At 55.8% G+C, this 26,211-nt stretch carries 22 protein-coding genes; 9 read left to right on the top strand and 13 right to left on the bottom strand.

The genetic code is table 11. The features are described from left to right. The first annotated feature begins 119 nt into the window (after positions 1-119). Positions 120-1,664 carry a methyl-accepting chemotaxis protein gene (locus WDB70_RS02700; RefSeq protein ID WP_406666363.1) on the top strand — a complete coding sequence of 515 codons (1,545 nt, stop codon included), beginning with the start codon at positions 120-122 and terminating at the stop codon, positions 1,662-1,664. Here the strand turns inward: WDB70_RS02700 and gpt are convergent. The 8 genes from gpt to WDB70_RS02660 form a co-directional block, all read right to left on the bottom strand. Then, positions 1,661-2,131 (bottom strand): xanthine phosphoribosyltransferase, encoded by a 471-nt coding sequence (gene gpt, locus WDB70_RS02695; protein ID WP_406666361.1) that lies wholly within the window; start codon positions 2,129-2,131, stop codon positions 1,661-1,663. The two genes, WDB70_RS02700 and gpt, sit on opposite strands and share 4 nt — an antisense overlap. Positions 2,132-2,265: 134 nt before the next feature. Then, positions 2,266-3,051, bottom strand: a complete 786-nt coding sequence (pstB, locus tag WDB70_RS02690; protein ID WP_406667998.1) for a phosphate ABC transporter ATP-binding protein PstB — start codon at positions 3,049-3,051, stop codon at positions 2,266-2,268. Positions 3,052-3,062: 11 nt separating this feature from the next. After that, on the bottom strand, positions 3,063-3,902 hold the full coding sequence (gene pstA / locus WDB70_RS02685; protein ID WP_406666359.1) for a phosphate ABC transporter permease PstA: 840 nt from the start codon (positions 3,900-3,902) through the stop codon (positions 3,063-3,065). Beyond that, positions 3,899-4,819, bottom strand: coding sequence for a phosphate ABC transporter permease subunit PstC (pstC, locus tag WDB70_RS02680; RefSeq protein ID WP_406666357.1), 921 nt, complete (start codon positions 4,817-4,819; stop codon positions 3,899-3,901). Before pstC ends, pstA begins: the two co-directional genes overlap by 4 nt. Positions 4,820-4,906: 87 nt before the next feature. Beyond that, positions 4,907-5,956: a phosphate ABC transporter substrate-binding protein PstS gene (gene pstS, locus WDB70_RS02675; protein ID WP_406666355.1), complete on the bottom strand. Its 1,050-nt coding sequence runs from the start codon at positions 5,954-5,956 to the stop codon at positions 4,907-4,909. Between the two features lie 296 nt (positions 5,957-6,252). After that, entirely contained in the window at positions 6,253-7,797 is a 1,545-nt protein-coding gene (locus tag WDB70_RS02670) for a leucyl aminopeptidase family protein (protein ID WP_406666353.1), read from the bottom strand. Between the two features lie 64 nt (positions 7,798-7,861). After that, complete coding sequence (gene dinB, locus WDB70_RS02665; protein ID WP_406666351.1) at positions 7,862-8,905, bottom strand: DNA polymerase IV; 1,044 nt, start codon at positions 8,903-8,905, stop codon at positions 7,862-7,864. Between the two features lie 86 nt (positions 8,906-8,991). After that, positions 8,992-10,488: an acetyl-CoA hydrolase/transferase family protein gene (locus WDB70_RS02660; RefSeq protein ID WP_406666349.1), complete on the bottom strand. Its 1,497-nt coding sequence runs from the start codon at positions 10,486-10,488 to the stop codon at positions 8,992-8,994. Between the two features lie 161 nt (positions 10,489-10,649). Here WDB70_RS02660 and WDB70_RS02655 point away from each other — a divergent pair, with 161 nt between their 5' ends. The 8 genes from WDB70_RS02655 to WDB70_RS02620 all read left to right on the top strand — a co-directional run bounded on the left by WDB70_RS02655 (position 10,650) and on the right by WDB70_RS02620 (position 20,743). After that, positions 10,650-12,854, top strand: a complete 2,205-nt coding sequence (locus tag WDB70_RS02655) for a heavy metal translocating P-type ATPase (RefSeq protein ID WP_406666347.1) — start codon at positions 10,650-10,652, stop codon at positions 12,852-12,854. Then, entirely contained in the window at positions 12,844-13,473 is a 630-nt protein-coding gene (locus WDB70_RS02650) for a class I SAM-dependent methyltransferase (protein WP_406666345.1), read from the top strand. Before WDB70_RS02655 ends, WDB70_RS02650 begins: the two co-directional genes overlap by 11 nt. 150 nt (positions 13,474-13,623) lie before the next feature. Then, positions 13,624-14,238, top strand: coding sequence for an EF-hand domain-containing protein (locus WDB70_RS02645; protein WP_406666343.1), 615 nt, complete (start codon positions 13,624-13,626; stop codon positions 14,236-14,238). A 205-nt stretch (positions 14,239-14,443) separates the two neighbouring features. Then, positions 14,444-16,354: a methyl-accepting chemotaxis protein gene (locus tag WDB70_RS02640; protein WP_406666341.1), complete on the top strand. Its 1,911-nt coding sequence runs from the start codon at positions 14,444-14,446 to the stop codon at positions 16,352-16,354. A 171-nt stretch (positions 16,355-16,525) separates the two neighbouring features. Further along, positions 16,526-17,083, top strand: a complete 558-nt coding sequence (locus WDB70_RS02635) for a substrate-binding periplasmic protein (RefSeq protein WP_406666340.1) — start codon at positions 16,526-16,528, stop codon at positions 17,081-17,083. 400 nt (positions 17,084-17,483) lie between these two features. Beyond that, a complete protein-coding gene (locus WDB70_RS02630) occupies positions 17,484-19,109 on the top strand; it encodes a diguanylate cyclase (RefSeq protein ID WP_406666338.1) in 1,626 nt (541 codons plus the stop codon). Between the two features lie 60 nt (positions 19,110-19,169). After that, positions 19,170-20,369: an aminotransferase class V-fold PLP-dependent enzyme gene (locus WDB70_RS02625; RefSeq protein WP_406666336.1), complete on the top strand. Its 1,200-nt coding sequence runs from the start codon at positions 19,170-19,172 to the stop codon at positions 20,367-20,369. Next, on the top strand, positions 20,366-20,743 hold the full coding sequence (locus WDB70_RS02620; protein WP_406666334.1) for a SufE family protein: 378 nt from the start codon (positions 20,366-20,368) through the stop codon (positions 20,741-20,743). Before WDB70_RS02625 ends, WDB70_RS02620 begins: the two co-directional genes overlap by 4 nt. On the opposite strand, the gene tcdA is transcribed toward WDB70_RS02620, so the two are convergent. The 5 genes from tcdA to WDB70_RS02595 all read right to left on the bottom strand — a co-directional run bounded on the left by tcdA (position 20,740) and on the right by WDB70_RS02595 (position 26,195). Next, positions 20,740-21,513, bottom strand: coding sequence for a tRNA cyclic N6-threonylcarbamoyladenosine(37) synthase TcdA (gene tcdA / locus WDB70_RS02615; RefSeq protein ID WP_406666332.1), 774 nt, complete (start codon positions 21,511-21,513; stop codon positions 20,740-20,742). The genes WDB70_RS02620 and tcdA overlap by 4 nt on opposite strands. Before the next feature lie 106 nt (positions 21,514-21,619). Continuing rightward, the gene (locus WDB70_RS02610; RefSeq protein WP_406666330.1) at positions 21,620-22,795 is read right to left on the bottom strand and encodes an HD-GYP domain-containing protein; all 1,176 of its coding nucleotides are present in this window, start codon (positions 22,793-22,795) and stop codon (positions 21,620-21,622) included. Continuing rightward, positions 22,782-24,308, bottom strand: a complete 1,527-nt coding sequence (locus WDB70_RS02605; protein WP_406666328.1) for a GMC family oxidoreductase N-terminal domain-containing protein — start codon at positions 24,306-24,308, stop codon at positions 22,782-22,784. Before WDB70_RS02605 ends, WDB70_RS02610 begins: the two co-directional genes overlap by 14 nt. Continuing rightward, positions 24,298-24,762 (bottom strand): hypothetical protein, encoded by a 465-nt coding sequence (locus tag WDB70_RS02600; protein WP_406666326.1) that lies wholly within the window; start codon positions 24,760-24,762, stop codon positions 24,298-24,300. The genes WDB70_RS02605 and WDB70_RS02600 overlap by 11 nt, the downstream gene beginning before the upstream one ends. Further along, positions 24,762-26,195, bottom strand: coding sequence for a coniferyl aldehyde dehydrogenase (locus tag WDB70_RS02595; RefSeq protein ID WP_406666324.1), 1,434 nt, complete (start codon positions 26,193-26,195; stop codon positions 24,762-24,764). The genes WDB70_RS02600 and WDB70_RS02595 overlap by 1 nt, the downstream gene beginning before the upstream one ends. Positions 26,196-26,211 lie beyond the last annotated feature (16 nt).

Below are 26,211 nucleotides of genomic sequence, written 5' to 3'. Positions count from 1 at the left end.
TTTTTGATCCAGTTAGTGACAGCGCCCGCCTCGAACAGTTAGCCTTTTCCATCATTAACTCATCAAGTTATCCAGCCTGACTCCGATACAGACATCAGGGTTTGAAGGAAAGCGGCACCATGCGCATTAACCATCCAGTTGTCGATAGAGAGGTGGTAGTCGGCGACGACCAGGAACTGGTCTCTACCACTGATACTCGCGGTATCATTACCTATGTCAATGATACCTTTATAAAAATTGCCGGTTTCTCAGAAGAAGAGCTGCTTGGCCAGCCACATAATCTGGTGCGTCATCCGGATATGCCGCCAGAAGCCTTTGCTGGCATGTGGGAAAAACTCAAGGCCGGGCGCCCCTGGCGCGGTATTGTCAAAAACCGCTGCAAGGATGGCCGTTACTACTGGGTTGATGCCTATGTGGCGCCCATCTTTGAAGGCAACAAGTGCATTGGCTACCAGTCCGTGCGCCGCAAAGCTCAGCCTCACTTCATTGAAAAAGCCAGCAAGGTCTACAGTAACCTGCGCAACGGTAAGAAGCTGAGCCGTACCATTGACCTGCGCGGCTTCCTGTTTGGGGCATTGCCGGTAGGCACCCTGGCATTATTGGCGCTGCTGCTGTCCGGCTGGACCAGTGCCATCTGCCTGAGTGTTGGTGGCCTGACCTCTGCGCTGGGGATCTTTGCCTGGTTGCGGCCTTTATGGGTTATGGATGACAAGGCCAGTAAGTACCACGACTTGTGGCTGTCACAGACCATCTTCTCTGGCCGTGATTTTGGTGCCGGACTTCGTTTTGATGCCATGATGAACTGGTCAAGAAACGCCGCCATGCTGGGGCGGACGCGCGATGCCGCACACGCTCTGTCCAGTGTTTCCGATACGCTGGTACACAACGTTGGTCAAACCCGCCAACAAGTGCGGGCAGAAGAACATGAAGCGCAACAAATGGCGGTGGCTATCGAGCAACTGACCAGCACCATTGCCGATATTGCCCAGTCCAGCCAGACCACCTCGGATCAGGTTCGCGACACCCATCAGCAATGCCATTCCGCTCGCCAGGCCCTGGACGCCTCATCAGCGCGGATCACTCAATTGCAACGGGACGTGGAAGAGTCGGCTTCGGCCGCCGAGGGCCTGCACCAGGAAACCGAAAAAGTTACCAGCACCATGACGGAAATTGAAGGTATTGCCGACCAAACCAACCTGCTGGCCCTCAACGCTGCCATTGAAGCAGCCCGGGCCGGTGAACATGGCCGCGGCTTTGCTGTAGTGGCCGACGAGGTCCGGGCACTGTCTTCGCGGACCCAGCAATCTGCTGCTGACATTCGTGACAAACTCAGCGGCATGCGTACCATGCTGTCGTCCTGGCGCCAGTTGATGGACAAAAATCGTGAGCATGCACAATGTTGTGTGGACGATACCCATGATGTGGCCGACAAGCTGGATGACATCTTCCAGCGGGTGGCACAAATCAACGATCTGGCGGCACAAATTGCCACCTCCGCTGAAGAACAAGGCGCCATGGCCAACGAAGTGAACAGCAATATTCAGCGGCTACGCGACCTGGCTGAGGCCACCGCATCGGCTGTCGATGAACTGGAGCAAAGTGGCCAGTTGCTGAATCACAACATGGCCCGCATTGACGGCTTGGCGCAGACCTTCGGCCGTTAATCCTTACCGCACAGGGGCGCCTGGTAGGCAGGCGCCATGTCCCAGGGTTGTTCAATCCAGGTGTCCTGGTCGATATCTATCACGTAGTCGTCCACCAGGGCTTTTCCCTGTGGCTTGGCAAAAACAGTCACTAACCGTGCCTTCGGAAAACGCTGACGCAAAATACGCGCGGTGTCGCCGCTATCTACCAGATCGTCCACCACCAGAAAGCCACTGCCGTCACCTACATCGCTACTGGCTTCCTTGACCACTTCCAAAGCGCGTTGCTGATCATGGTCGTAGGAAGAAATGCCCACTGTCTCAAGGTGGCGCAGCCCCAATTCGCGCGCCAGTACCAGTGCCGGCGCCATGCCACCACGGGTCACGGCGATAATGCCGCGCCACTGTTCGGCGGGTAATTGTCGGGCTGCCAGTTGCCGGGCCGCATCATGAAACGCATCCCAGCTGACCAGGTATTTTTTTGTCATGGTTTGTACCCTGTCTGCATAAAAAACGCCGCCAAGCGGCGACTGCCACAATACCATGAGCAGCGACTGTAGCAGAGATCCCACTCCGCAAAAAAATGGCCGCATAAGCGGCCATTTTTCAGCAAGCGGGTAACTTAACCGAAGGTACCTTGCACGTAATCACGGGTACGCTGTTCTTTCGGCGCAGAGAAAATCTGCTCGGTTTCGCCAAATTCCACCAGCTTCCCTAAGTACATGAAAGCGGTATAGTCCGACAGCCGGGTCGCCTGTTGCATATTGTGCGTCACAATCACAATGGTGTAGTGCTCACGCAGCTGGCTGATCAGTTCTTCAATGCCTTGGGTAGCGATAGGGTCGAGTGCCGAAGTGGGTTCATCCATCAGGATTACTTCCGGCTTCAGGGCAATGGTACGGGCAATACACAACCGCTGTTGCTGGCCACCAGACAGGCCGGAAGCCTCGGTGTGCAGCTTGTCTTTTACTTCATTCCACAGCTGTGCCTGTTCCAGAGCCTCACGCACCCGGGCATCCATCTCCTTTTTCGACAACCGCTCGTAGAGTTTGATACCAAAGGCAATGTTGTCGTAAATGGACATCGGGAAAGGTGTCGGTTTCTGAAAAACCATGCCGACTTTAGCCCGCAGATCGTTCAGATCCGTACCTTTACCCAGTACACACTCACCATCAAGCAAGACGTTACCTTCGGCGTACTGGTTCGGGTAGAGCTCGAAAATCCGGTTCATGCAACGCAACAAAGTGGACTTACCGCAACCAGAAGGACCGATCAGCGCGGTAACCCGGTTTTTGTAAACCGGCAGGTTGACGTCGAACAACGCCTGCTTGTCCTTACCGTAGAAGAAGCTCAGACCTTGTACGTCCATGCGATGTGTAAGGGGAGTTGGTTGATAGTCAGTAATCATGGCAACTTGACTCATGAGGACCTCCGCTTTTTAAGCTGGGGTAGAACCCGTGACAATACATTAAGCAACAAAATGGCCATGGTAATAATCAATGCACCCGACCATGCCAGCTGGTTCCAGGAGTCATAAGGACTCATGGCAAACTGATAAATAGTCACCGGCAAGTTGGCCATCGGTTCGTTGGGATTAACGGTCATAAAATTGGAATTCAGGGCGGTAAATAGCAACGGCGCAGTTTCACCGCTGATGCGGGCAATAGACAGCAGAATACCGGTAACAATGCCGGTACCAACCGAGCGATAGCTCAGCATCACCGTCACTTTCCAGCGTGGTGTGCCCAGGCCGGCGCCGGCCTCGCGCAAGGTTTTCGGTACCAATTTCAGCATTTCCTCAGTGGTACTGATGATCACCGGCAAAGAGATAATGGCCAGGGCAATAGCCCCTGCCCAGCCGGAGAAATGCCCCATGGACACCACCACCACCTGATATACAAACAAGCCAATCAGAATAGACGGTGCACTCATCAGCATGCCATTGAGGAAGCGAATGGTATCAGCCGTCTTAGACTGCTGACCATATTCCGCCAGCCAGGTTCCACCCAACACCCCGATCGGGGTGGCGATGGCAATACCCAGGCCGGTCATGATCATGCTGCCAATAATGGCATTGGCAAGACCACCCTGACCGCCAGGGCCAGGGGTGTTTTCGGTAAATATGCTCCAGTGCATCCCCGCCAGGCCCTTATGAAAAAGGGTGTAAAGGATAACAACAAGGATGCTGGCGCCCAAGATGGTAGCGGCCACGCAGAACAGTTTGAACAAGCCGTTTTTGATTTTACGGGTGGCGATCATTTTGCCTTCCTCCGTAACAAGACCCGAGCTGCCCCCATCACCACGAAGGTGATCATGAATAGCACCAGACCCAGGCCAATCAATGACGCAATATGCAAGTCGCCGGTGGCTTCATTGAACTGTTCGGCAATGGTGGCCGAAATCGAGGTAGCCGGCATAAACAGAGACTGGCTGATGCTCTGCGCACCACCAATGACGAAGGTAATCGCCATGGTTTCGCCCAGAGCCCGGCCCAAGGCCAGAATCAGCGCCCCGAATACCGAACTTCTGATCGCCGGCAAGAGCACCTTAGTAATGACTTCATAATGGGTTGCACCAATGCCATAGGTGGCTTCGCGCAGCACGCTCGGCACAGTGGACAGTGCTTCTTTAATCAGCGACGTCAGGATCGGCAAAATCATAAAAGCCAGAATGATGCCGGAGGTGAGCAGGCCTACGCCCATCGGCGGGCCATCAAAAAAGCCCCCGATAATCGGCAGACCAACTAAATGCTCACCGGCCCACATCTGAAAACCTTCAGAAAACCAGGGAGCAAAAACAAACAGGCCCCACATACCGTAGATAATGCTGGGTACTGCCGCCAGCAGCTCAATGGCAATGGATAATGGCCGAGACAACCACTCTGGGCTCAGCTCAGAGAGGAAAATAGCGATGGCCACGCCCACAGGCAAAGCCAGAACTACCGCGATAATGGACGACACCACGGTGCCGTAAAGGGCGTTAGCGGCTCCGAAAGTTTCCGTCACCGGATTCCATTCAGAACTGGTAAAAAAGCTCAGGCCGAACTTATCCAGCGCCGGCCAGGCGCCGACAACCAGCGAGATCAAAATAGCCAGCATTAACACCGAAATCACGCCAGCACTGCTGATGCAAGCTCGGCGGAAAAGGGTATCGCCCTGCAAAGTACTGCCCCTCATCGCAACTTCTTTCATAACATCACAACTATTCTTCCAGAAACGACGTAGCCCCCGCTGAAAGCGGGGGCTGTTGCCAGAGCGCTGGTGTTACTTATAGACCGGCGCGCCGTCAGTAGACTTGATGTCTTTCTTCCACATGGTCTCAACCATGTCGACGACCGAGTTAGGCATCGGTACGTACTCCAAGTCGGACGCCATCTTATCACCATGAGCGTAAGACCAGGCAAAGAAATCCAGAACTTGTTTGGCAACTTCCGGCTTCGCCTGAGATTTGTGCATCAGGATGAAGGTCGCAGCAGTCATCGGCCAAGAAGCGTCGCCCGGCTGGTCGTTCAGAATCAGTTTGAAGCCCGGAGCGTGCGCCCAGTCAGCGTTAGCAGCAGCAGCTTGGAAGGCAGCCATAGTTGGCTCAACAAACTTACCAGCTTTGTTTTGCATCTGGGTGTAGGTCAGGTTGTTGGTTTTGGCATAAGCAAACTCAACATAACCGATAGCACCACGGGTGCGTTTAACGAAGTTGGCAACACCGGCGTTACCTTTACCACCCAACTGGTGGGCTTCTCTCGGCCAGGCAACTTCTTTACCCATACCGACTTTTTCTTTCCACATCGGGCTAACGCGGTTCAGGTAATCAGTGAAGTTGTAAGTAGTACCAGAACCGTCAGAACGGTGTACTGCATAAATCGGGCGGTGCGGCAGTTTCAGGCCAGCATTCAGTTTGGCGATGGCCGGGGAATCCCAGTACTTCACCTTACCCAGGTAGATGTCGGCCAGCAGAGCGCCAGACAGCTTCATTTCACCAGGCTTGATACCGTCCAGGTTAACAACCGGTACGATAGAACCCATAACAGCCGGGAACTGCACCAGACCTTCTTTGTCCAGACGGTCTTTGCTCAGCGGTGCGTCAGAAGCACCGAAGTCAACAGTTTTAGCGACGATTTGCTTGATACCACCACCAGAACCGATGGCTTGGTAGTTCAGTTTGACACCGGTTTCCTTGTGGTATTGCTCGGCCCACTTGGCATAAACAGGGTACGGGAAAGTCGCACCTGCACCGTTAATTACTGTGTCGGCCAGAGCAGAAGCTGAGCCCATTACCAGACAACCGAGTACTGCACCTTTAAGCAACTTTTTCATAGCGCGTTCCTAGAACCAAATTCGTTGGGTTGAGGCGACAAGTCGCCGCTATCACATCAGGTCGGGATATTTTTTATCATCGCTAGATGACGCCAATGTTACAGCGCCTACAGAGGGGTATTTTTTTTCAGGTGACAAGTACACCCGACAACTACACAAAAGGATAAAACCATTAATAAACAAAAGGATGCAATAAAAAACAGGATTTAACACCGCCTATAAAAAAAGTTGCCGGCACTCAGGCCGGCAACGTCCACAGCGGTCAGTTCATCACTACTTTGTGACAGCTTCAATAATCACTCGCGCAGGTAGGCTGCAGCCAACGTAATGACCGGTGCTGCTGACGGTTTGCCATGCTGCCAGTCGCCGCCTTCAATACCTGAACCGGCAATATCCAGGTGACTGTACGGTAACGGCAGGTCGCTGTCACAACCATGCTTATCCAGCCCCGAGGCAATGGCCAGAAACGCCATTGGGAACTGGTGGCCCCGCGGTGTCACTGACGAGCCGGCATTGTTACAGCTCAGCACATCGTCTGCCGCCGTGCGCGGGGCAATGAAGGCGTAGTCTTCACGGCGAATTCGGGAAATATCCACCGGATCACCGAAGCGGTCACCCAGGCTCGCCAGCCGCTCACCGGTATGCAGCGAGCGTGCCGGGCCATTTTCCACCACCGCCGTATAAGGCCCCAGTGCCCGGGCGGCATGGCCGGTCAGGGTCGCCACAGAAAACAGCTCCGGTGCCACCGCTTGTTTCGCGTCTTCACGCAGGTGCGACAGTAAGTCAGCCAGTACCAAGCGCCCTTCAGCGTCTGTATTGCCAATGCGAACCCGTACACCGGCATGGCTGGTAATAATTTCATCAGCCACAAAGCTGTCGGCACCGATGCTGTTGCGTACTGCGCCAATCTCGGCAATGGCCTTAATACCTTTCGGCTGCAGCTCTGCCAGGGTTTTCATAAACCCGGCTACCGCCGCGGCGCCACCTTTATCGCGGCTCATCCCGGCCATGTGGCCGCCGACTTTCAGATCGGCGCCGCCGGTGTCGTAGGTCACACCCTTACCGGCAAACAGCAGGGTTTTTTCGATGTTGCCCTCACCTTCATATTCCAAACGGATCACGCAGGGGCTGTGGCGCTCCACCGCCACACTGGCACGGGCCACTGACATCAACAGCGGATAGTCGCGGTTGAGGCGGTCAATATCGCGCATCACCGACACTTTCACCGCTGAACCAGCAAAGAGCTGCTCGCAGTACTGGGCAAATTTCAGCGGCGCCATACGCTCCGGTTCGGTACCGCAGAGATCGCGCCCGGCCCGGCGGCCCTGCTCTACAGCCAAGGCCCAGCGCAAGTCGAGATCGTTACTGACTACGCCCAGCGTCTGAATGGGCTCCAGCTCTGCTTCACCGCGTGCTTCACGGCCTTCCAGCGGCTGCCACCAACCTTGCCATAATCCCAGCAAGGCGCTCAGCTCCGCTTGCTGGTAACGGGGCTGCGACGGCACACCGGCCACCAGCAACAGCGGCGCCCGAATGCCTGCATCACTGGCCGCCTTGGCTGCCAGTTTGGCGGCATCGTAAAAGGCCCGGACATCATCATAGTCACGCTGCAATGGGCCTGTGGCACTGGCCAGTAAACGTCGCCCCGGCATGGCTTCAGACACCAGCATCAGGCACTGACTGGCCAGCCGCCGGTCGAGGCGTTGGTAATCGGTCAGAACATCGGCAACGCCAGCGGGCAGCTTGGCATCAGGGCCGTGGATCAGGATCAGGGCATCATAACGACCGCTGTCAATGGCGGCCTGGAGATCGGTTTCTTGTACAGGGTTGGCAATGGCCATTGGCAATCTCTTCCAGTGAAGTATGAGCCGCCATTCTAGGCCACCACCGAACGTGGGCCAAATCTCATGCCAGCGGTAAGCTCAACTGACTGGCTCGCCCGGGTGCCGCCAATGCCACAAATACCCCGACCAGCCGCACGCCTCTGCCCTGGCCACGCTGATAGGCACCTGCCAATAGCACGGCCAATAAGGCTTCATCCAAAAAGGTGGCGCCGTGTTCCATGGTGGTCTGGGTAAAATCAGCAAATTTCAGTTTAACGCCCAGGCGCACCATTGGTCGCTCGGCCAGCCGTCGGCGCAGTTCATCCAGCAGTGTTGCCGCTACCTCAGCTACCGCCGCCAGGCTGTGCAGATCCTCGGCCAGGGTATGTTCTACTCCAACTGATTTTCGTTCCCGAGACACTTTTACTAGCCGCTCGTCCTGACCAAAAGCCCGCTGGTACAGTACGGCCCCGAATTTTCCGAAACGGGCCATAAATGCCTGTGGCTCCTGCTGCTGAATATCACGACAGTAAAACAGCCCGGCATCGGCCAGCCGCTGCTCAGTGGCCGGGCCAACGCCGGGGATCTTGCGAAGCGGTAAGTCGCGCACAAAATCGGCTACCTGTGCCGGAGTGATCACATACAGGCCATCAGGCTTATTTTCTTCGGAGGCAATTTTGGCCAAAAACTTATTGGGCGCCACGCCGGCCGAGGCCGTCAGCTGCAACTCACGGGCAATATCAGCACGGATCGCCTCGGCAATACGTGAAGCCGACCCCTGGTAGTGCGGACTGTCCGTCACATCCAGATAGGCCTCATCCAGCGAGAGTGGCTCAATCAGTTCGGTGTAGCGGGCAAAAATGGCGCGGATCTGGGCTGAAACTTCTTTATATAGCGCCATGCGGCCAGGGATCAGCACTAACTGTGGGCACAGTTGCAATGCTTTGTGGGTGCTCATGGCCGAACGTACGCCAAAACGCCGCGCCGGGTAGTTGCAGGTCGCAATCACCCCACGCCGTTCCCGGGCACCGCCAATGGCCAAGGGCACATTGCGCCAGCCCGGATTGTCGCGCATTTCCACCGCCGCAAAAAAGCAGTCCATGTCGACGTGAATGATTTTACGCACGCCATACCTGTATATAAAAACAGTTATGGCATTGTAGCCTGAGGCTCAACAAAAACAAAAGGCGCCCTGCGGCGCCTTGTTCAGGACTACAGCAGGGTTTTCATACTGCCATGTTGCTCTAGTGCCAGGTGCCAGGACAGGGCCTTTTCCAGGCAGTGGGGAGTATGGCCGCCACGCTGACAGGCTTCTTCAAAATAAGCTGTCAGGGCGTCGCGGTACAGCGGGTCAACACAATGCGCAATGATGGTGCGGGCCCGCTCCCGCGGCGCCAGGCCGCGTAAATCGGCCAGGCCGTGTTCAGACACCAGAATGTCGACATCGTGTTCGGTGTGATCGACATGGCTGACAAAGGGTACAAAGCTGGACACATCACCGCCTTTGGCCAGGGACTTGGTGACAAAGATCGATAACTGGCCGTTGCGGGCAAAGTCACCGGAGCCACCAATGCCGTTCATCATCCGGGTACCGCAAACGTGGGTGGAATTGACGTTGCCGTAGATATCGGCTTCCAGTGCAGTATTAATGGCAATAATACCGAGGCGGCGAACAATGCCTGGGTGGTTGGACAACTCTTGCGGCCGCAGGATCAAACGGTCACGGTAGCGGCCTAGCTGGGTCATCACCTGCTCGTTACGCTCTGGCGATAGGGTAATGGAACAACCGGAAGCAAACAGCAGCTTGCCACTGTCGAGCAGGTCAAAGGTGGAGTCCTGCAGTACTTCGGAATACATGCTTAGCCCCTCGAAAGGGCCATGGGCCAGGCCGCTCATCACTGCATTGGCCATGGTACCGATACCGGCCTGTAGCGGCAGTAATTGCGGGGTCAGTCGCCCGGCGCTGACTTCCTGCTGGAAAAAGGCAATGAGGTGATCGGCAATACGCTGGGTGTCAGCATCCGGCGGCAGTACGGTCGAGGGGCTGTCTTTGCCGTGGGTGACAACAATAGCGGCAATTTTCGCCGGGTCGACCGGAATATAAGGCAGGCCAATACGGCTGTCGGGTGCCACCACCGGGATCGGCTGGCGATGCGGCCGGCTACCGGGAATATAAATGTCATGCAGGCCTTCAAGTTCAGCCGGCGCCGCCAGGTTAAGCTCTACAATGACTTTGTCAGCCAAAATGGCATAACTGGCCGAGTTGCCCACCGAGGTGGTAGGCACAATGCCGCCTTCTTCGGTAATGGCGCAGGCTTCCACCACGGCTACATCCATATGCCCCAGCTGCTGATTGCGCAGCAACTCGACCGTTTCAGACAGGTGCTGATCGATGAACATCACCTTACCGTCGTTGATGGCTTTACGCAGTGTGGTATCCACCTGAAAAGGCATGCGCCGGGCCAGTACTCCGGCTTCGGTCAGTTCCTTGTCCAGATCATTGCCCAGCGAAGCGCCGGTCATCAGGGTAATCGACAAAGGCTCATTACGGGCCCGGCCGGCCAGCGCATGGGGCACAGCTTTGGCTTCACCGGCGCGGGTAAAGCCGCTCATGCCGACAATCATGCCGTCTTTAATTAGGCCGGCGGCCTGTTCGGCGGACATTTCCAGTGCCTGCCAACCGGGCAGACGGCAGCGTTGCTCGATCATCGTCAACAACTTCCTGAGGGTGATAGGCGAGAGTGGGCCGACAGCTTACGCGGCCTGTTATGGGTCACAATTAGCCATAAGTCCAATGGCGCTGCAACGCTTGACCTTGAAGTAACTCCAGGCTTTACCCTGCGAGATAAATCTATCATCTGGAGGTTTTTATGGCGCATACCTATCGGCTAGCTCTCTTGGGCGTCAGCTGCGCCGGTTGTGTACGCAGCATTGAAAAAGCCCTGGCGCAGGTGCCAGAGATAACCAAAGTGCAGATCAACCTTGCCGATCGCACCGCTTTGATTGACAGCTCCGGAGCTGTTGAGTCCATCATCAGTGCCATTCGCTCTGCCGGCTATGATGCCCGCCAGTTATCCGGCAATGCCGAACAGGAGCGGCAAAGCCAGCAGCAAAATGACCGCCAGCATCAGCGACGCCGCTTCTTGCAGAGCCTGGCTGCCCTGTTACCCGGAGCAGCCTTGATGCTGTGGGCCTGGTTTGGTGGCGCCATGACCGTAACCGACACCACCAGCCAACTTAGCTGGGCCGCTATTGGCCTGTTCATCGCACTGTTGATGCTGGTAACCGGCGGCCATTTTTATAAAGGCGCAGTCAGTGCCGCCCGACATGGCCAGGCCAACATGGACAGCCTAGTGGCCTTGGGCACCGGCGCCGCTTGGCTATATTCGATGACAGTCGTGCTGGCACCACAGTGGTTCCCGGAGGCTGCCCGGCACCTGTACTTTGAAGCCAGCCTGATGATCCTTGGCCTCATCAACCTCGGCCAGGCTCTGGAGGCCCGCGCCCGAGGTAAAACGGCCGACGCCCTGCATCAGCTTTTTGACTTGCAGGTAAAAACAGCCCAGGTAGTACAGGGGGAAAAAACCACGGCCGTGGCCATTGAAGGTATTGAGCCGGGCGATGTGATCCGCGTACGCGGTGGCGAAAAAATTGCCGTGGACGGCATCATTTGTGACGGTGATGGCCTAGTTGACGAAAGTATGTTGACCGGCGAGCCCCTTGCGCAAAGCAAGGGCCAAGGTGACACCGTTCACGCCGGTACTCTGCTGCAAAAAGGCACCTTGCTGGTCAAAACCAGCAACGCCGGTGACAGCACCTTACTGGCCCAAATCATTGAGCAGGTTCGACAGGCCCAGAGCGCCAAGCCGCAAATAGGCCAACTGGCTGATCGTATTGCCGGCATCTTCGTCCCCAGCGTGTTGCTGATTGCCACACTGACGGCATTGTGCTGGTATCTGTTTGGGCCACCACCGGTGCTGAGCCACACCTTGATCGCCGCTACCAGTGTTTTGATTATTGCCTGCCCGTGCGCCCTGGGGCTGGCAACGCCAATGTCAATCATGGTTGGGGTCGGCAAAGCGGCCCAGGCCGGAGTACTGATCCGTAATGGCGATGCTCTGCAAACTCTGACCCACATTGATACCCTGGTGCTGGATAAGACCGGCACCCTGACCGAAGGGCAGCCTCGGGTAACCGACGTTGAGCAAGCAGAACAGGCGCATGATGTCGCGGCTCTGGTCAACGCTTTGGAGGCCGGCAGCCAGCACCCCCTGGCCAACGCCCTGCTACAGTGGGCAGAGCAAACACCACCAGCAACACTGAACAACATTACAGAACACAGTGGCCAAGGCATGACCGGTGACTATCAGGGCCAGGAAATACGCTTGGGTAACCGTACACTGCACCCGGATAGCATCACTTTGCCTGACCCCGGCGACACTTCAAGCACCTATGTGTACCTCAGTCTTGGCGAGCATTGGCTGGCAACCTTTACCATCAGCGACCCTATCAAAGCCGATACTCAGCAAGCCATCCGCGCTCTGCAGCAAAAGGGCTTAAAGCTGGTGGTGCTATCAGGAGACCGTGAGCAGGCAGTGCAGCAGCTGGCCAGGACCCTGGGTATAGATGAGGCCAAGGGCTGCCTGCTACCCAACGACAAAGCGGCTTATATCAAGCGATTGCAAGCCAATGGCCAACGTGTTGCCATGGCCGGTGACGGCATCAATGATGCACCAGCACTGGCGGTGGCCGATGTGGGCATGGCTATGGGCAGCGGCACCGATATCGCCATGGCAACAGCCGATCTGACACTGATGCGCGGTTCTTTGGCCGTGCTTGACGATGCCATTGCGATCGCTCGGGCGACATTGGCCAACATCCGCCAGAACCTCTTTGGCGCTTTTGTCTACAACACGCTCGGCATCCCGCTGGCCGCCGGTGTACTCTACCCCTTTACCGGTTGGCTACTGAGTCCCGTGATTGCCGGAGCCGCCATGGCACTGTCGTCAGTAACGGTTGTCAGTAATGCAAACCGGTTGCGCCGTTTGCCCATAGGACAACACCGTGACACTTGACCCGCAAAAACTTGGCCAGCAATTGCGCCACCCTCAGGGCGAACTGGGCCTGCGGGTGGCCGATGGCATGCAGCAGAGTAATCAACGCTTGCTGCAAAATTGCCTGACGGCACTGCAACTCACCGGCACTGACTACCTGCTGGAACTGGGTCCCGGTAACGGCGCCCATGTGCCGGCGATGTTGCCCGTCGGTGCCCGCTATCTGGGGCTCGATAACTCAGCAGATATGGTACAAGCGGCGCAGGCACAAGCGTCAGGGCAGTGGCATTTTGTCCAGGGAGACTTACATGAGTTGCCCTACCAAGAGCAATTCACAGCGCTGTTATCTTTGAATACCTGTTACTTCTGGCAGGATCTACTTGGTGTCAGCGCTCGCCTTTTCACGGCGCTTAAACCCGCTGGCCGGTTAGTGCTGGGTTTACGTAGCCGGGCCTCTATGGCCACCCAGCCCCAGTTTGCCGGCTTTCAGTTGTTTGACGGTTCAGAGCTGGCTGACAGCCTACACAAAACCGGCTTTACCGATATTGCCGTCACTCCCCACGATGACGATACCCTGACCATTGCTGGCCACCATTTTGCTATGTCGTCACTGGTAATAAAGGCCCAAAAGCCCGGTTAACACCCAAGAAACATCCCTCTCTTTTTACTCACAAATACCAATGGGGCGTTGCAATTATTACCTTTTTTCAGCCTCCGTTAAGCAGCAAATTTCGCGAATTGCCCTATGCTCAGCTCATACCAACATGATGCCTTAAAAGGAGGCAACGCAATGCGTAATACAGCACTGGCAATCGCTCTGGCCCTGGTAATGGCACCCGCTGCTTTTGCAGCGAAACCCAATGAAACTGGCCCTATTGCCTTTAAAAAAATGGATGCCAATGGTGACGGCATCGTCAGCGAAGCGGAATTCAATAAAGCCCATGCCAATCGCATGAGCAGCCGCGCCGAAGAAGGCCGTATGATGAAAAATGCTGGGCAAATGGCACAGTTCAAGCAATTCGATCTCAATGGTGACGGTAAAATTACTGCCGCGGAATACACCAAAACGATCCATGCCAGACAAAGTCAGATGCGCCAGGAAAAATTAAAGGACAAGCGTAAAGAAAAGTACCAAGACAAAAAATTGAAGCAAAAGAGTAATGGGCGGATGAACCGCAGCCAGGCCTTCAACATGATGGACAGTAACCACGATGGCAAACTGTCAGCAGCTGAATTTGAGAAGGCGCCCAACAACAAAATGAAAGCAAAAATGGCAGATGGTAAAGCCATGAATAATAATCAAAGTCGCCAGCTCCGCTTCAAGGGGCTGGATAAGAATGGTGATGGCTATCTGAGCCCAGAAGAGTTCGGTGTACCAAAAGCCAAAAAACCAAGTAAGCAATAATTGTAATTCACCTGGCCCGTGCAGTATCACCACCACGCTGAACGAGCGTGATGCTGCCACGGGCTGTGGTATTGAAACTGCGCTATATGCCCGGAGGTGCCTGCTTATTGGCAGGGCATCAGCAAGCCCCGCATCAGTAAATCAACCGTTAAAGTTCTGTAATGCTGGGTCGATATGGATTTAACCTGCAAATGGACATCTAAGCATGCTCAGACAGATTCGTATCGTGCCGCGTTTCGTCGGTACTGTGGTGGGCGGCGGCGTTATCGCCACCGTCTTGGTGTTCAGCTTCATTTACGCCAGCGTTCTGCAACTGTTGGACGATGCCGAACGGCGTGAACTTGCCAGTATTTTCGATAACGTGCAGGCATCCATTGCCAGCCAAGGCAGTGCTGCTGAGGCAATGGCAACACTGGTGGCCGGTATTCCAGCGGTACAAAAAGACATAGCCACAGGCGACCGTCAGCACCTTGCTGACATGTTCGTACCAGGCTTTAACACACTAAAACAAGACTTTGGTGTGCGGCAGTTCCAGTTTCATCTACCGCCGGCAACGTCTTTCCTGCGCGTACACCAGCCAGGCAAATTTGGGGATGATTTGTCGAGTCTGCGTGCCACAGTGGTGGAAACCAACACTATCCATAAACCGATACATGGCCTGGAGATTGGTAAAGCCGGTTTGGGTGTACGTGGCATTGCGCCAATTTCAGCAGATGGTAAGCATGTCGGCTCCATAGAGTTTGGCATGTCCTTTGGGCAAAGTTTCTTTGATGATTACACCAAAGCACACAATGTGATGCTGGCCCTGCACCTGAAACGGGATGGCGGTATGGAACCTTTCGCCAGCACCTTGGGCAAACCAAGTGTACTGACCGAACAGCAACTACAATCCGTGTTCAGTCACGGCTCCACAATCATTGAAGACAGAATTAACGATACCCCGGTGGCCGTCTATGCCGACGTAATCAAAGATTATGCCGGTAAGCCCATTGGCGTACTGCAGGTCGCCAAAGACCGTACCTTCTACGTTCAGAAAATCGAGTTCATGCGCAATGTGATGCTGGCCATGGGTATTGGTGGCATCTTGATCGGTGGCATCCTGATCTACTTCATCAGCCGCAACGTGGTTAACCCGCTGGTGCGCACGACTCAGTACATGCGCGAAATCGCTGAAGGCGATGGCGATCTTAGTAAGGAATTGCCAGTAGACGGCCAAGACGAAGTTGCCATGCTGGCAGACGGCTTCAACCGCTTCGTGCGCAGTGTCCGCGAGCTGGTAGTGCAGGTGACCGGCTCCGTGAAGTCCGTCGGTGCTGCCGCCGAAGAACTGGCCACCACTGCCGAACACACCAGCGAGGCTATTCGCAATCAGCAGCTGGAAACCACTCAAATTGCCACAGCCATGACCGAAATGTCCTCCACTGTGCATGAAGTGGCCGAAAACACCGCTTCTACTGCTCACTCTGCCGAGGATGCCGAGAAGCAGGCTGAGCGTGGTCAGCAGGTGGTTGCCGGTGCTGTGGCCAGCATTAGTGACCTGGTAAATGAAGTACAGGCTGCTTCAGCAATAGTACAGCGCGTGGATAAAGACAGCACACGAATAGGTACCGTCCTGGATGTGATCCGCGGCATTGCCGAACAAACTAACCTGCTGGCGCTCAATGCCGCCATTGAGGCGGCCCGAGCCGGCGAACAAGGCCGAGGTTTTGCTGTGGTCGCCGACGAAGTGCGCAGTCTGGCAAGGCGTACCCAGGAATCCACCGAAGAAATCCACGAGATGATCGAAAGCCTGCAAGGCAGTGTCGGTGAAACCGTTCGCGCCATGGAAAGCAGTGCCGGCCGCGCGCAGGCAAGCCAGGAACAGGCCAATCGGGTACGTGAGGTGTTGCAGGAAATCACCCAGTCCATGGACACCATCTCACAGATGAGTACCCAGATAGCCACCGCCGCCGAAGAACAATCGCACGTGGCCGAGGAAATAAACAAGAGCGTCAACAACATCAGCCAGGTGGCCGAACAAACTGCCGCCGATGCGGTCAAGACCTCGTCTTCCAGTGCCTCACTGGCTGGCCATGCCGAGGAACTGGTGCGCCTGGTGGGGCGTTTTAAAACCTGATTGATATGGCAGCTCCCCCCTAAAAGCCGGCACCGTTACAGGGCCGGCTTTTTTATACCGAGCACTTACAAGCAGCTCGCATAGTATCGATAGAGCCTTTACGTGTTATCTTCCAAAGCCGCTTCAGCTTTCTATACTTATGCGCATTTTACCTTGCACGAGTGACCGGAAATGCGCCCCTTGCTGCTGTGTTTCCTGCTGTTTATTGCTCCCTTGCATGCCAAACCCACCACAATCACACTGGCAGCAGATCCCTGGTGCCCTTATAACTGCCTGGCTGACAGCAAAAACGCCGGCTTCATGGTAGATATTGCCCGCAAAATACTGGCCAAACACGGTGTTACTGTCCGTTATCTGGAAGTGCCTTGGGTCAGAGCCTTGAAAGGGGCCAAAGCCGGTGACTATGACGGTGTCATTGGTGCCTCCCGCATGGAAGCCAAAGGTTTTATCTTCCCTGAGTTACCACAGGGTCAAATGCAGAATGTCTTTTGGGTACTCAAAGGCTCTTCCTGGCGTTACCAAGGGCCAGCATCCCTGCGCGGTAAACGCCTGGCGATCATTGCCGGTTACGGTTATGGCCCGGAGATTGAACGCTATCTGGACAACCCGGAGCATCAGAAAAATATTGTTCGATTGTACGGTCAAACGCCTCTGGCCAATGGCATCGCCATGCTCGAATACGCCAACGTGGATATTTTGCTCGAAGACCGCTCGGTGATGCAGTACTAGCTCCGCCGGCACCCGGCACAAGCGCTCATCAAGGCCGCCGGAAATACTGCACTGGCCGCCGCTTTCAGTGACGTTTATGTCGCCTTCTCCCCTACTAAAATGCATTCTACTCGTTATGCGAAATGGCTCACCAAGGGCATGAAAGATCTACGAAAAACTGGGGAACTCAAGACATTACTGGCCCCTATGGTGTACAAGACTGGCAAAAACCAAAATAGCCCCTGGCACTACCCACACCTTGAGTAGCCTTTGCTATAGTGGGAGATAGGCATCCCCCATTTTCACAGCACGTGAAATGACAACCCGGATACTCTAAGGAATGCGTAGAGGCAATGCGTGAGCTGATGTTGCTGCCCAGGGTTGCTGCTAACTGGTTAACCACTGGCTGACGGCAATAAACATGAAGCGTTTGTTTGATTTTTTCCAAAATAATGATGAATTTGCACAAATCGGCGGGCACCTGAGTGAAGGCCTGATTGTCACTGATCTGGCCCGCAATATTGTCTACTTCAACAGTATTGCCCAACGGCTATTAGGCCACGACCTTGCTGATAAAACGCCCCTTAGCCACTACCTGCCCACCATCAACGAGCTATTACCAAAAAAATGGCATAACACCCTGTTTTCACGTCAGCGCCTGGATGTAAGCAACCACCATCTTCTTGTTGCAGCCCATACCCTGACAGACCAACAACAACGCTGTATTGGCTTGCTGATAACACTCACTGACATCACCGATAATATTGACGCCCAGCAACAACTTCAGGAACAAGCCAGTAAACTCAAAACCTACCTTGAAGGCACCCGCGCCGGCACCTGGGAGTGGAATCTGCTATCCAATCAGGTCGATATTGATGAGCGCTGGGCCAGAATGCTCGGCTACAGCCTGGCTGAGTTACAGCCACTGACATTCAGTACCTGGACGGAACGCTGCCACCCTGACGATCTGGAAACCGCCATGCTGAAGCTACAAAAGCATATTGCTGGCGACTACCCCTACTATGATGCGATTTGCCGAATGCGCCATAAAAAAGGGCATTGGGTATGGATCCATGACCGCGGCAAAGTGGTAGCTAGAACGAAAAGCGGTAAGCCGTTATGGATGCGCGGCACTCATATTGATGTGACAGAAAGTCAGTTGGCGCAAGAACGCCTGAGCAAGCTGGCCCATACCATTCCGGGCATTATTTACCAGTTCACTATGCGCCCTGATGGTCATATTACTTTTCCCTATGTCAGTGATCAGGCCAAGCATATCTATGGTGTTTCTCCCCAGGCACTGATGGATGACGCCCGGGTGCTGGAGCAAATTGTGCATCCAGAGGATCTGTCCCGCATTTATGACTCCATCTTCCAGTCAGCCAAAAACTTAACCCCCTGGAAGCAGCAATACCGGGTAACGCTGGACGATGGTATTCACTGGCTGGAAGGTAACTCCATCCCCGAAGCCAGCCCCGACGGCACCATCAGTTGGTACGGCATGATCATCGATATCACCGAGCGAAAAACGCTGGAAGACAAATTGCGCCAGCTGACCATTACCGATGAACTGACCGGGTTGGCTAACCGCCGCCACATTCTTGATGCCATGGAAGAAGCATTTCAGCGCTTTCAGCGTTACCAGCGCACCTTTTCATTGGTATTGATTGATCTCGACCACTTCAAGGAAGTTAACGACAACTTTGGCCACCCTGCAGGTGACAAGGTGCTGAGCGCAATGGCCGATATCTTCAAGGAACGCCTGCGGGCCACCGACCACGCCGGCCGCCTGGGCGGTGAGGAATTTGTGCTGCTGTTGACCGACACCCCGCAACATGGCGCCCTGGATATTGCCGATACCATTCGCCAGGCGCTAGAAAATTGTACTTTTTGTGAGCAAGGCACGCCCTTTCGCATCACTCTTAGCGCCGGTGTTACCGAAGTTAGCGGCAATGATCGGCGGTTGTCTCGGGTCCTGGCCCGGGCTGACAAAGCCATGTATCAGGCCAAAGCTGCTGGCCGCAACCGTATTCAGCTGGCTTGCTGACTTGCACCGGGCGGCACCATTGCCGACAATCGCCGCATTGTGTCGGTAAAGACTACAGCCATGTTTGACCAACCCGCTTTTCGAGCTCTGTTTCCCAGCCTCAGGCAACCGGATGCGCCGCTTTACCTAGATAACGGCGCCAGCACCCAAACCGCCGAGCCGGTACTGACCGCCATGGCCGATTATTACCACCACTATCGCGCCAATGCCCATCGGGCCAGTTACCCCTGGGCGCGGCAGGCAACCGAGCAACTGGAAATCAGTCGCGACATCATTCGCCGCTGGCTGCGTGTAAGCCACCGCGAAGCGGTGATTTTTACCAGCGGCACAACCAGCGCCATTAATCTCGTGGCACTGGGTCTGGCCGCACAGCTGCAACCCGGTGATCGATTACTGATATCGGCCATGGAACACCACGCCAACCTTGTGCCCTGGCAGCTACTGGCCCAGCGTACCGGCGCCATCATCGATATTATTCCGCTGGATCAACACGCCAATCTGGATATGACTGCGTTCAAAACGCTGCTGGCAAGGCAACCGAAAGTGGTGGCTTGTTGCCATGTATCCAACACCCTCGGGCTCATTAACCCGGTGCAGGAAATATGCGAATGGGCTCGGGCAGCGGGAGCCCTGAGCGTTATAGACGGCGCTCAGGCAGTGGCACACTTGCCCGTAGACATCGCCGCAATGGGCTGCGATTTTTACGCCTTTTCCGGCCACAAGATGTTCGGGCCAACGGGCGTGGGCGTACTAACCGGGCGCCTAGCCGCGCTGGAGGCCCTTACACCGGTCCTGGCTGGTGGCGAGATGATAGACAAGGTCAGCTTCAGCGACGTCAGTTTCAATGCCTTGCCACACCGGCTTGAACCCGGAACAGCGCCTATCGCCGAAATCGTTGGCCTGGCTAAAGCCGTTAGCCTGTTGAGCAGCATCGATGCTCGCTACCATGAGCAGGCACTGAGCGAACGGTTACTGAGCGGCTTAGCTAAGTTGCCCATACAGATACTCGGCCGTGGTGAGAGGGTCAGCCTGGTATCCATCGCCAGCCGCCAGGTACACCACAGTGACCTGGCCCATTATCTGGCCGAACGCAACATCGCGGTACGGGCCGGCCACCACTGCACCCAGCCTCTGCATCAGTTGCTGGGGCTCAGCGGTTCCCTGCGTATCGCTCTGGCCCCTTACAACACCTTGGCCGAGGTTGAACAACTGCTGTCAGCCCTGGCCGAGGGCCTGGCTTTGTTTGAGGAAATGGCATGACCCTGTTGGCCCAGTTCGCTCAGGAAAAACACTTCGAAGGCCGTACCCGCTTTTTATTGCAGCAGGCTCGAGCGCTGCCAGTACTGGCCGATAAAACCGATAACGATGCCGTGCGCGGTTGCGAAGCCCGCACCTGGCTGCGCGTCGAATGGCAGGGCGGCAAATTGCACCTGCGAGGCGACAGTGAGGCTCGTATTGTCAAAGGCTTGATGATGCTATTGGCCGACTTGTACGAAGGTCTCGATGCCAACCAGGCCCGCCATGTGGATGCCCGCGCCGCCTTTGAAGCAGCCGGGCTAACCGGTTTTCTCAGCCCCAGCCGGTCGAATGGCCTTTATGCCATGCTGGCCGCTATTCACGCCGAGCTAGGCTAACCTTTTACGCCGGTTAGCTTTTCAAGCACCCGGGCAACGGCTACCAAGCCAAAGGTGGCGGTCACCACCATGCTGGCGCCAAACCCCGAGGCACAGTCCATGCGCATGGACCCTTGCGCCTGCTTGCTGGTACAGGCACTGCCATCCGGTTGCGGGTATTTCAGGGCTTCCGAGGAAAACACGCAATCGACGCCAAACTTACGGGTTTTGGAAAAATGATAGACGCGGCGCAAGCGCTCTTTCAGTTTACGCGCCAGTGGGTCCTGGATGGTCTTGGTGAGATCGGCCACCTGTACCTGGGTCGGGTTAACCTGGCCGCCGGCTCCACCGATGGTGACAATACGCACTTTATTACGCTTGCACCAGGCAATCATCGCCGCTTTGGCGCCCAGGCTGTCAGTGGCATCAATGACATAATCAAAGCCGCCGGCAAGGAGTTCAGGGACATTATCCGGGGTTACAAAATCATCCACCGCCGTCACCCGGCAGTCCGGGTTAATATCACGGATGCGCTCAGCCATGACGGTTGTCTTCGGACGGCCAATGGTGCTCGCCAAGGCATGGATCTGGCGGTTGGTATTGGTGGTGCAGATATCATCCATATCCACCAGTGTAATGGCTCCAACGCCACTGCGGGCCAGCGCTTCTGCGGCCCAGGTACCGACCCCGCCAATACCGGCAACCAGTACATGGCTGGCACGCAATATGGCAGCGGCATCTTGCCCATAAAGACGGGCTATGCCACCAAACCGGTTGTCGTAATCGCTCATCAGCTCCCCCCTTGACTGGCCGCGCATTCTAACACGACAAGGGCGGTAAGCTGGGCAAGATCACTGTGCCACACTGTCATAGCGGAGCTGGCAATAACCGAGCAACTTATCCTTCGGCGGTGATAAATTCGTTGATGTTCAGGCCCCAGGGGGTAGGGTCTTCGGCACCTTCAATTTTATCGCGGCTAAACAGCAGGTTCAGTTCTTCAGGGGCAATGCGAGACTGATTACGGGTATTAAAAATAATTTTCACCTGAGGCTTCACCGGCGTTTGCTCGTTGGCCTTGGTGACAACCGCCAAGCGGCCTGATGTTAAGCGCACCAATGAGCCAACCGGGTAGACACCGATACAGCGGATAAACTGCTCCACCAGCACCCGATCAAAGTGGCCACCGGACAAATCCAGCAGCAGCCGTAATGCCTTGGTCGGCGGCATAGCCGGTTTATAGACACGTTCTGCCGTCAGGGCGTCATAGACATCGACAATACTGATCATGCGGGCATAGCGCGACAGCTGGCCAGCCTTCAAACCCTTGGGGTAGCCTTCGCCGTCCAGACGTTCATGGTGATTAGCCACCACATCCATCACCAGTGCCGGTAAGCCTTCACCTTGCTCTTCGAGCATACTGACCGCATGGGTGACGTGGCTTTTCATGATCTCAAACTCGTCGTCGCTCAGCCGCCCCGGTTTCATCAAGATAGACTCTGGCACCCGTACTTTACCGATGTCATGCAGTAAGGCGCCCAATGCCAGGATTTCTGTGGTTTTTTTGTCGATCCCCAGGTGCCGGGCAAACAACGCCATCAGGATGCTGACGTTGAGGCTGTGCTCCATCAAATAAGCGTCTTTTTCGCGGATCCGCGTCAAACAAGCTAGGGTGGTAGGGTTACTGAACACCCCTTCGACAAAATGGCTGGCGTACTGCTGCGCTTGCTCAACATTCGGCAAGACACCATCACGCACCATGTCGTAAAACCGGGCCATGATTTCCCGCGCTTCCAGATACAGCGCCCGGGATTGTGCCAGTGAGTCAAAATCGGTGGGTTCTTCAGGTGCCGCAGCCGGCTCTGGTGGTGTCACGTTTTCTTGGCGGGAACGCTCAGGGTCTATCCAGACATGGGTTACGCCAGCGTTCCACAACACCTGCATGGCCGCCTCTGAGTCCATGTAGCCAGGTTGCTTCAGGCGAAAAGTACGGGTGCCTTTAATGCTGACAACATAGTCTCCCGGCTGTAGTTCACTTAAGGCCACACAACGGTGTTTGTCGTTACTTTTGTCCATTCAACCAAATACTCACATTCCTTTTGGCCAGGCCGTAAATGCTTAACTGTGGGTTGGCGCCGATACTGGTGGGGAACAGGCTACCATCGTTGATCCATAACCCCGTCACCCCAAAATGCCGCCCCTGACTGTCACAAACGCCCTGGGCCGGACTGGCCGCCATGGCGCAGCCCCCCATCACGTGGGCAGAAGATATAGCCAGTCGCTGAGCCTGCATCGGCAATTCATCCAATGCTGCCAGCGCCTCGGTAGCGGGCAACGGCTTGGCATCCAGGTGCAGCGGTAATAACTGGCGGGCACCAGCGGCCTGCTGGATCAGCATCATCTCTTTAAGGGCTGACTTAAACAAGTGGAACAATGGTTCAGTCAGCGGGTAATCCAGCTGCGGTTGCCCATAGTCGTCCAGGCTGACCCTGCCACCGGCCAGCGCTGGCGAGAAGCCATCACGGATCAGAGCGATCAGCCCCTGAGTATGGGGTAAACGGTTAAGTTCTGTGGCTAGCGCCTGGCCACGGCGACGCAGCAACGCCGATGTCACCATCGGGTGTAGAGGTATGGCCTCGAGTTTGAAGCCCTGATCGGCCTGCAACCACTGGTGGTGGTCACTGAACACGGACTGCGGTGCGCCATAATAGGGGCTGATTTCGTCATCGAACTGCGCAAAGCTCATCACTACCGGGTGCAAAAAAGTGCGCGCGCCGGTTCGGCCTGCATCATCTTCCAGACCCGAGCGCAGTAAAATTGCCGGGTTGCCTATAGCTCCAGCGCATAAAAAGACATGCTTGGCCGTTAACTCTTGGCCATTACGCAGCTTCACGCCCTGCACTTTTTTCGCCGCCACCAGCAGCCGTTCAACCGGTGCGCTATGCAGTAGCGTCAGGCCCTGCTCCAGGGCGCTGGCGATGGTGGTCAGCAACATTGACTGCTTGGCATTGGTCGGGCAGCCCATACCGCAGTACCCCAAATTCCAGCAGCCTTTTACATTGCGGGCGATCACACCATGACTGCGCCCCAGTTTTTCACAACCGCGGGCCAGCACAGCATTATTCTGATTCGGTGGCAGGGGCCAGGGGTGGATTGCCAGGCGCTTTTCCATAGCAGCAAACCAGGGTGACATGTCTCCCAGTTCAACGCCCATCTGCTGCCAGCGGGCAAGGGTAGGCGCTGGCGTTCGGAAGCTGGATGTCCAGTTCACCAGAGTAGAGCCACCCACTGCCCGCCCCTGCAATATCGAGATGGCGCCATCTTTCGTCTGCCGCAGCGCATTATCCTGATAGAGATCGCGATAGGCCTGTGCCTCATTCATCCGAAAATCACGGGAGGATTTCAGCGGCCCCATTTCTATCATCAGCACCTTTAGGCCTGCGGCACAAAGCGCTTCTGCGCTCACCCCGCCACCGGCCCCGGAGCCAACAATAATGACATCGAAGTGCTCAGTCAGTTGATGGGCTTCATCACCTGGTAACACCCGCCAGCCTGACGCCAGCCCCTGGGCAATAGGATCAGCTATCAAAACCGGCTCCCAACAGTTGTTTGGCATAAGGCGGGCCGGGGTAACCGGTCTGGCGCTGTAGGACCGGGTCAGCAAAAGCAGCCAAACAAATCAGCTGCACCAAGGCGTTATGGGCGAGGTTAAGCAATTTCAGCCAGTGGTCCTTCATGGCCTCAAGGGCCGCTGCCGGCGCCGCCGCAGTACCATGCCAGACGCCCAGTAGCGGGCCGGTAAACCAGCGGCTATCCAGTAACCCCAACACCTGTTGTAACTGTTGTTGCTCCCGTTTCGGTAACACCGCCAGCAGTCGTTGCAGACGCTGATAGGTCGCGCCGATGTCCGCTTGGGGATAGGCACTGAGTACCGCACCAATCAGTGCCTGCCACAAAGGCTGCGCGGGTGACGGTTTCGGCGCACAGGCGGTCAGCATCAGTGAGCTGGCCAAACCCAACTTGAGAAATTGCCGCCGCTCCATCAGCGCAACCGCCAGCGGCTCAAAAGCCGTAACAGGCCTTGCCGATAAGGTGGATAAACCAGCTTAGTGCTGGACAGCCGCCCTTTGGCCAACACTGGCCGGGCCTTCGAAAAGGTCAAGACCCCTTCACGGCCATGGTAATGCCCCATGCCAGACGGGCCGATGCCGCCAAAAGGCAAGTCATCAGCGGCCACCTGCACCAAGGTATCATTCACGCAGATACCGCCAGCATGGATGGCCTTGAGCAGTTTTTGTTCGGTACTTTTGCGGTAAGTGAAAGGGTAAAACGCCAATGGCCTCGGCCGCTCACAGATAAAGGCAATGGCTTCATCAAGTTGCTGATATTCAATGATCGGTAAAATCGGGCCGAAGATCTCTTCGCGCATCAATGCCAGCGAATGGCTCGGCGCCAGCACAATGGTCAGCGGCAAACGGCGGTGGCTGTCATCAGCCTCGCCTGGGGCCAGTACAGTGGCACCTGCTTGCTTGGCTTCATCCAGGTAGCCCTGCAAACGGGCATATTGATGGCCATTGATGATATTGCTGTACTGAGGCTGGGTGCGCCAGTTGGGATAAAAGCGCGCAAACAGGGTCAGCAGCAGATCTGCCATCGCCTGCCCCTGGCCGGCCGGTACCAGCAAATAATCGGGCGCCACACAGGTTTGCCCGGCATTAAAGACTTTACCAAACAAGATACGTTCGGCCGCTACAGCCAGTGGCATATCTGGTGCCACCAGCGCCGGTGACTTACCCCCCAACTCCAGCGTTACCGGTGTCAGGTTGTCAGCTGCGGCCCGCATCACTTGTTTGCCTACGGCCGTTGAGCCGGTGAACAACAGATGATCAAAAGGCAGCCGGGAAAACGCCGCTGCTACTTTGGCATCACCTTCCACAACCTGCAGCAAATCGGCAGCAAAATACTGGCCTACCAGCTTGGCCAGCAGCGCACTGGTTTGCGGCGTATGCTCCGACATTTTCACCAACACCCGATTACCGGCTGCCAAGGCGGCTGTGATCGGGCCGATGGCCAGATAGAGTGGGTAATTCCATGGCACCATGATGCCCACCACGCCCAAGGGCTGATAATCCAGCCTGGCGCGCGCTGGCCACATCAGCAAACTGACCTGACGGCGTTCGCTGGCTAACCAGTGTGCCAGGTGCCGAAGATGATGGTTGATGCCATCCACCGCGGGCATCAACTCACCCAGCAGTGTTTCTTGTTCACTGCGCTGGCCAAAATCCGCAGCAATCGCATCCGCTATTGTCTGGCGATTATCCAGCAACATCTTTTTCAGTGTTTTCAGGTTTTTGCGACGAACGCGAAGGGATGGCCAGGGCTCGGCCTGGTAAGCTTCCTTAGCCGCACTGAACAGAACCGTCAGATCCAGTGGCTGATGGTGGCGGGTAGGAAATGCGGCAACAGAGGCTGTCATGTTGTCTCCTAAGTGG

The organism is Gallaecimonas aegicerasi, from assembly GCF_045291545.1.
Taxonomy (GTDB): domain Bacteria; phylum Pseudomonadota; class Gammaproteobacteria; order Enterobacterales; family Gallaecimonadaceae; genus Gallaecimonas.
Note: the sequence above shows the minus strand (reverse complement) of the source record. Positions and strands in the feature narration are given on the sequence as shown.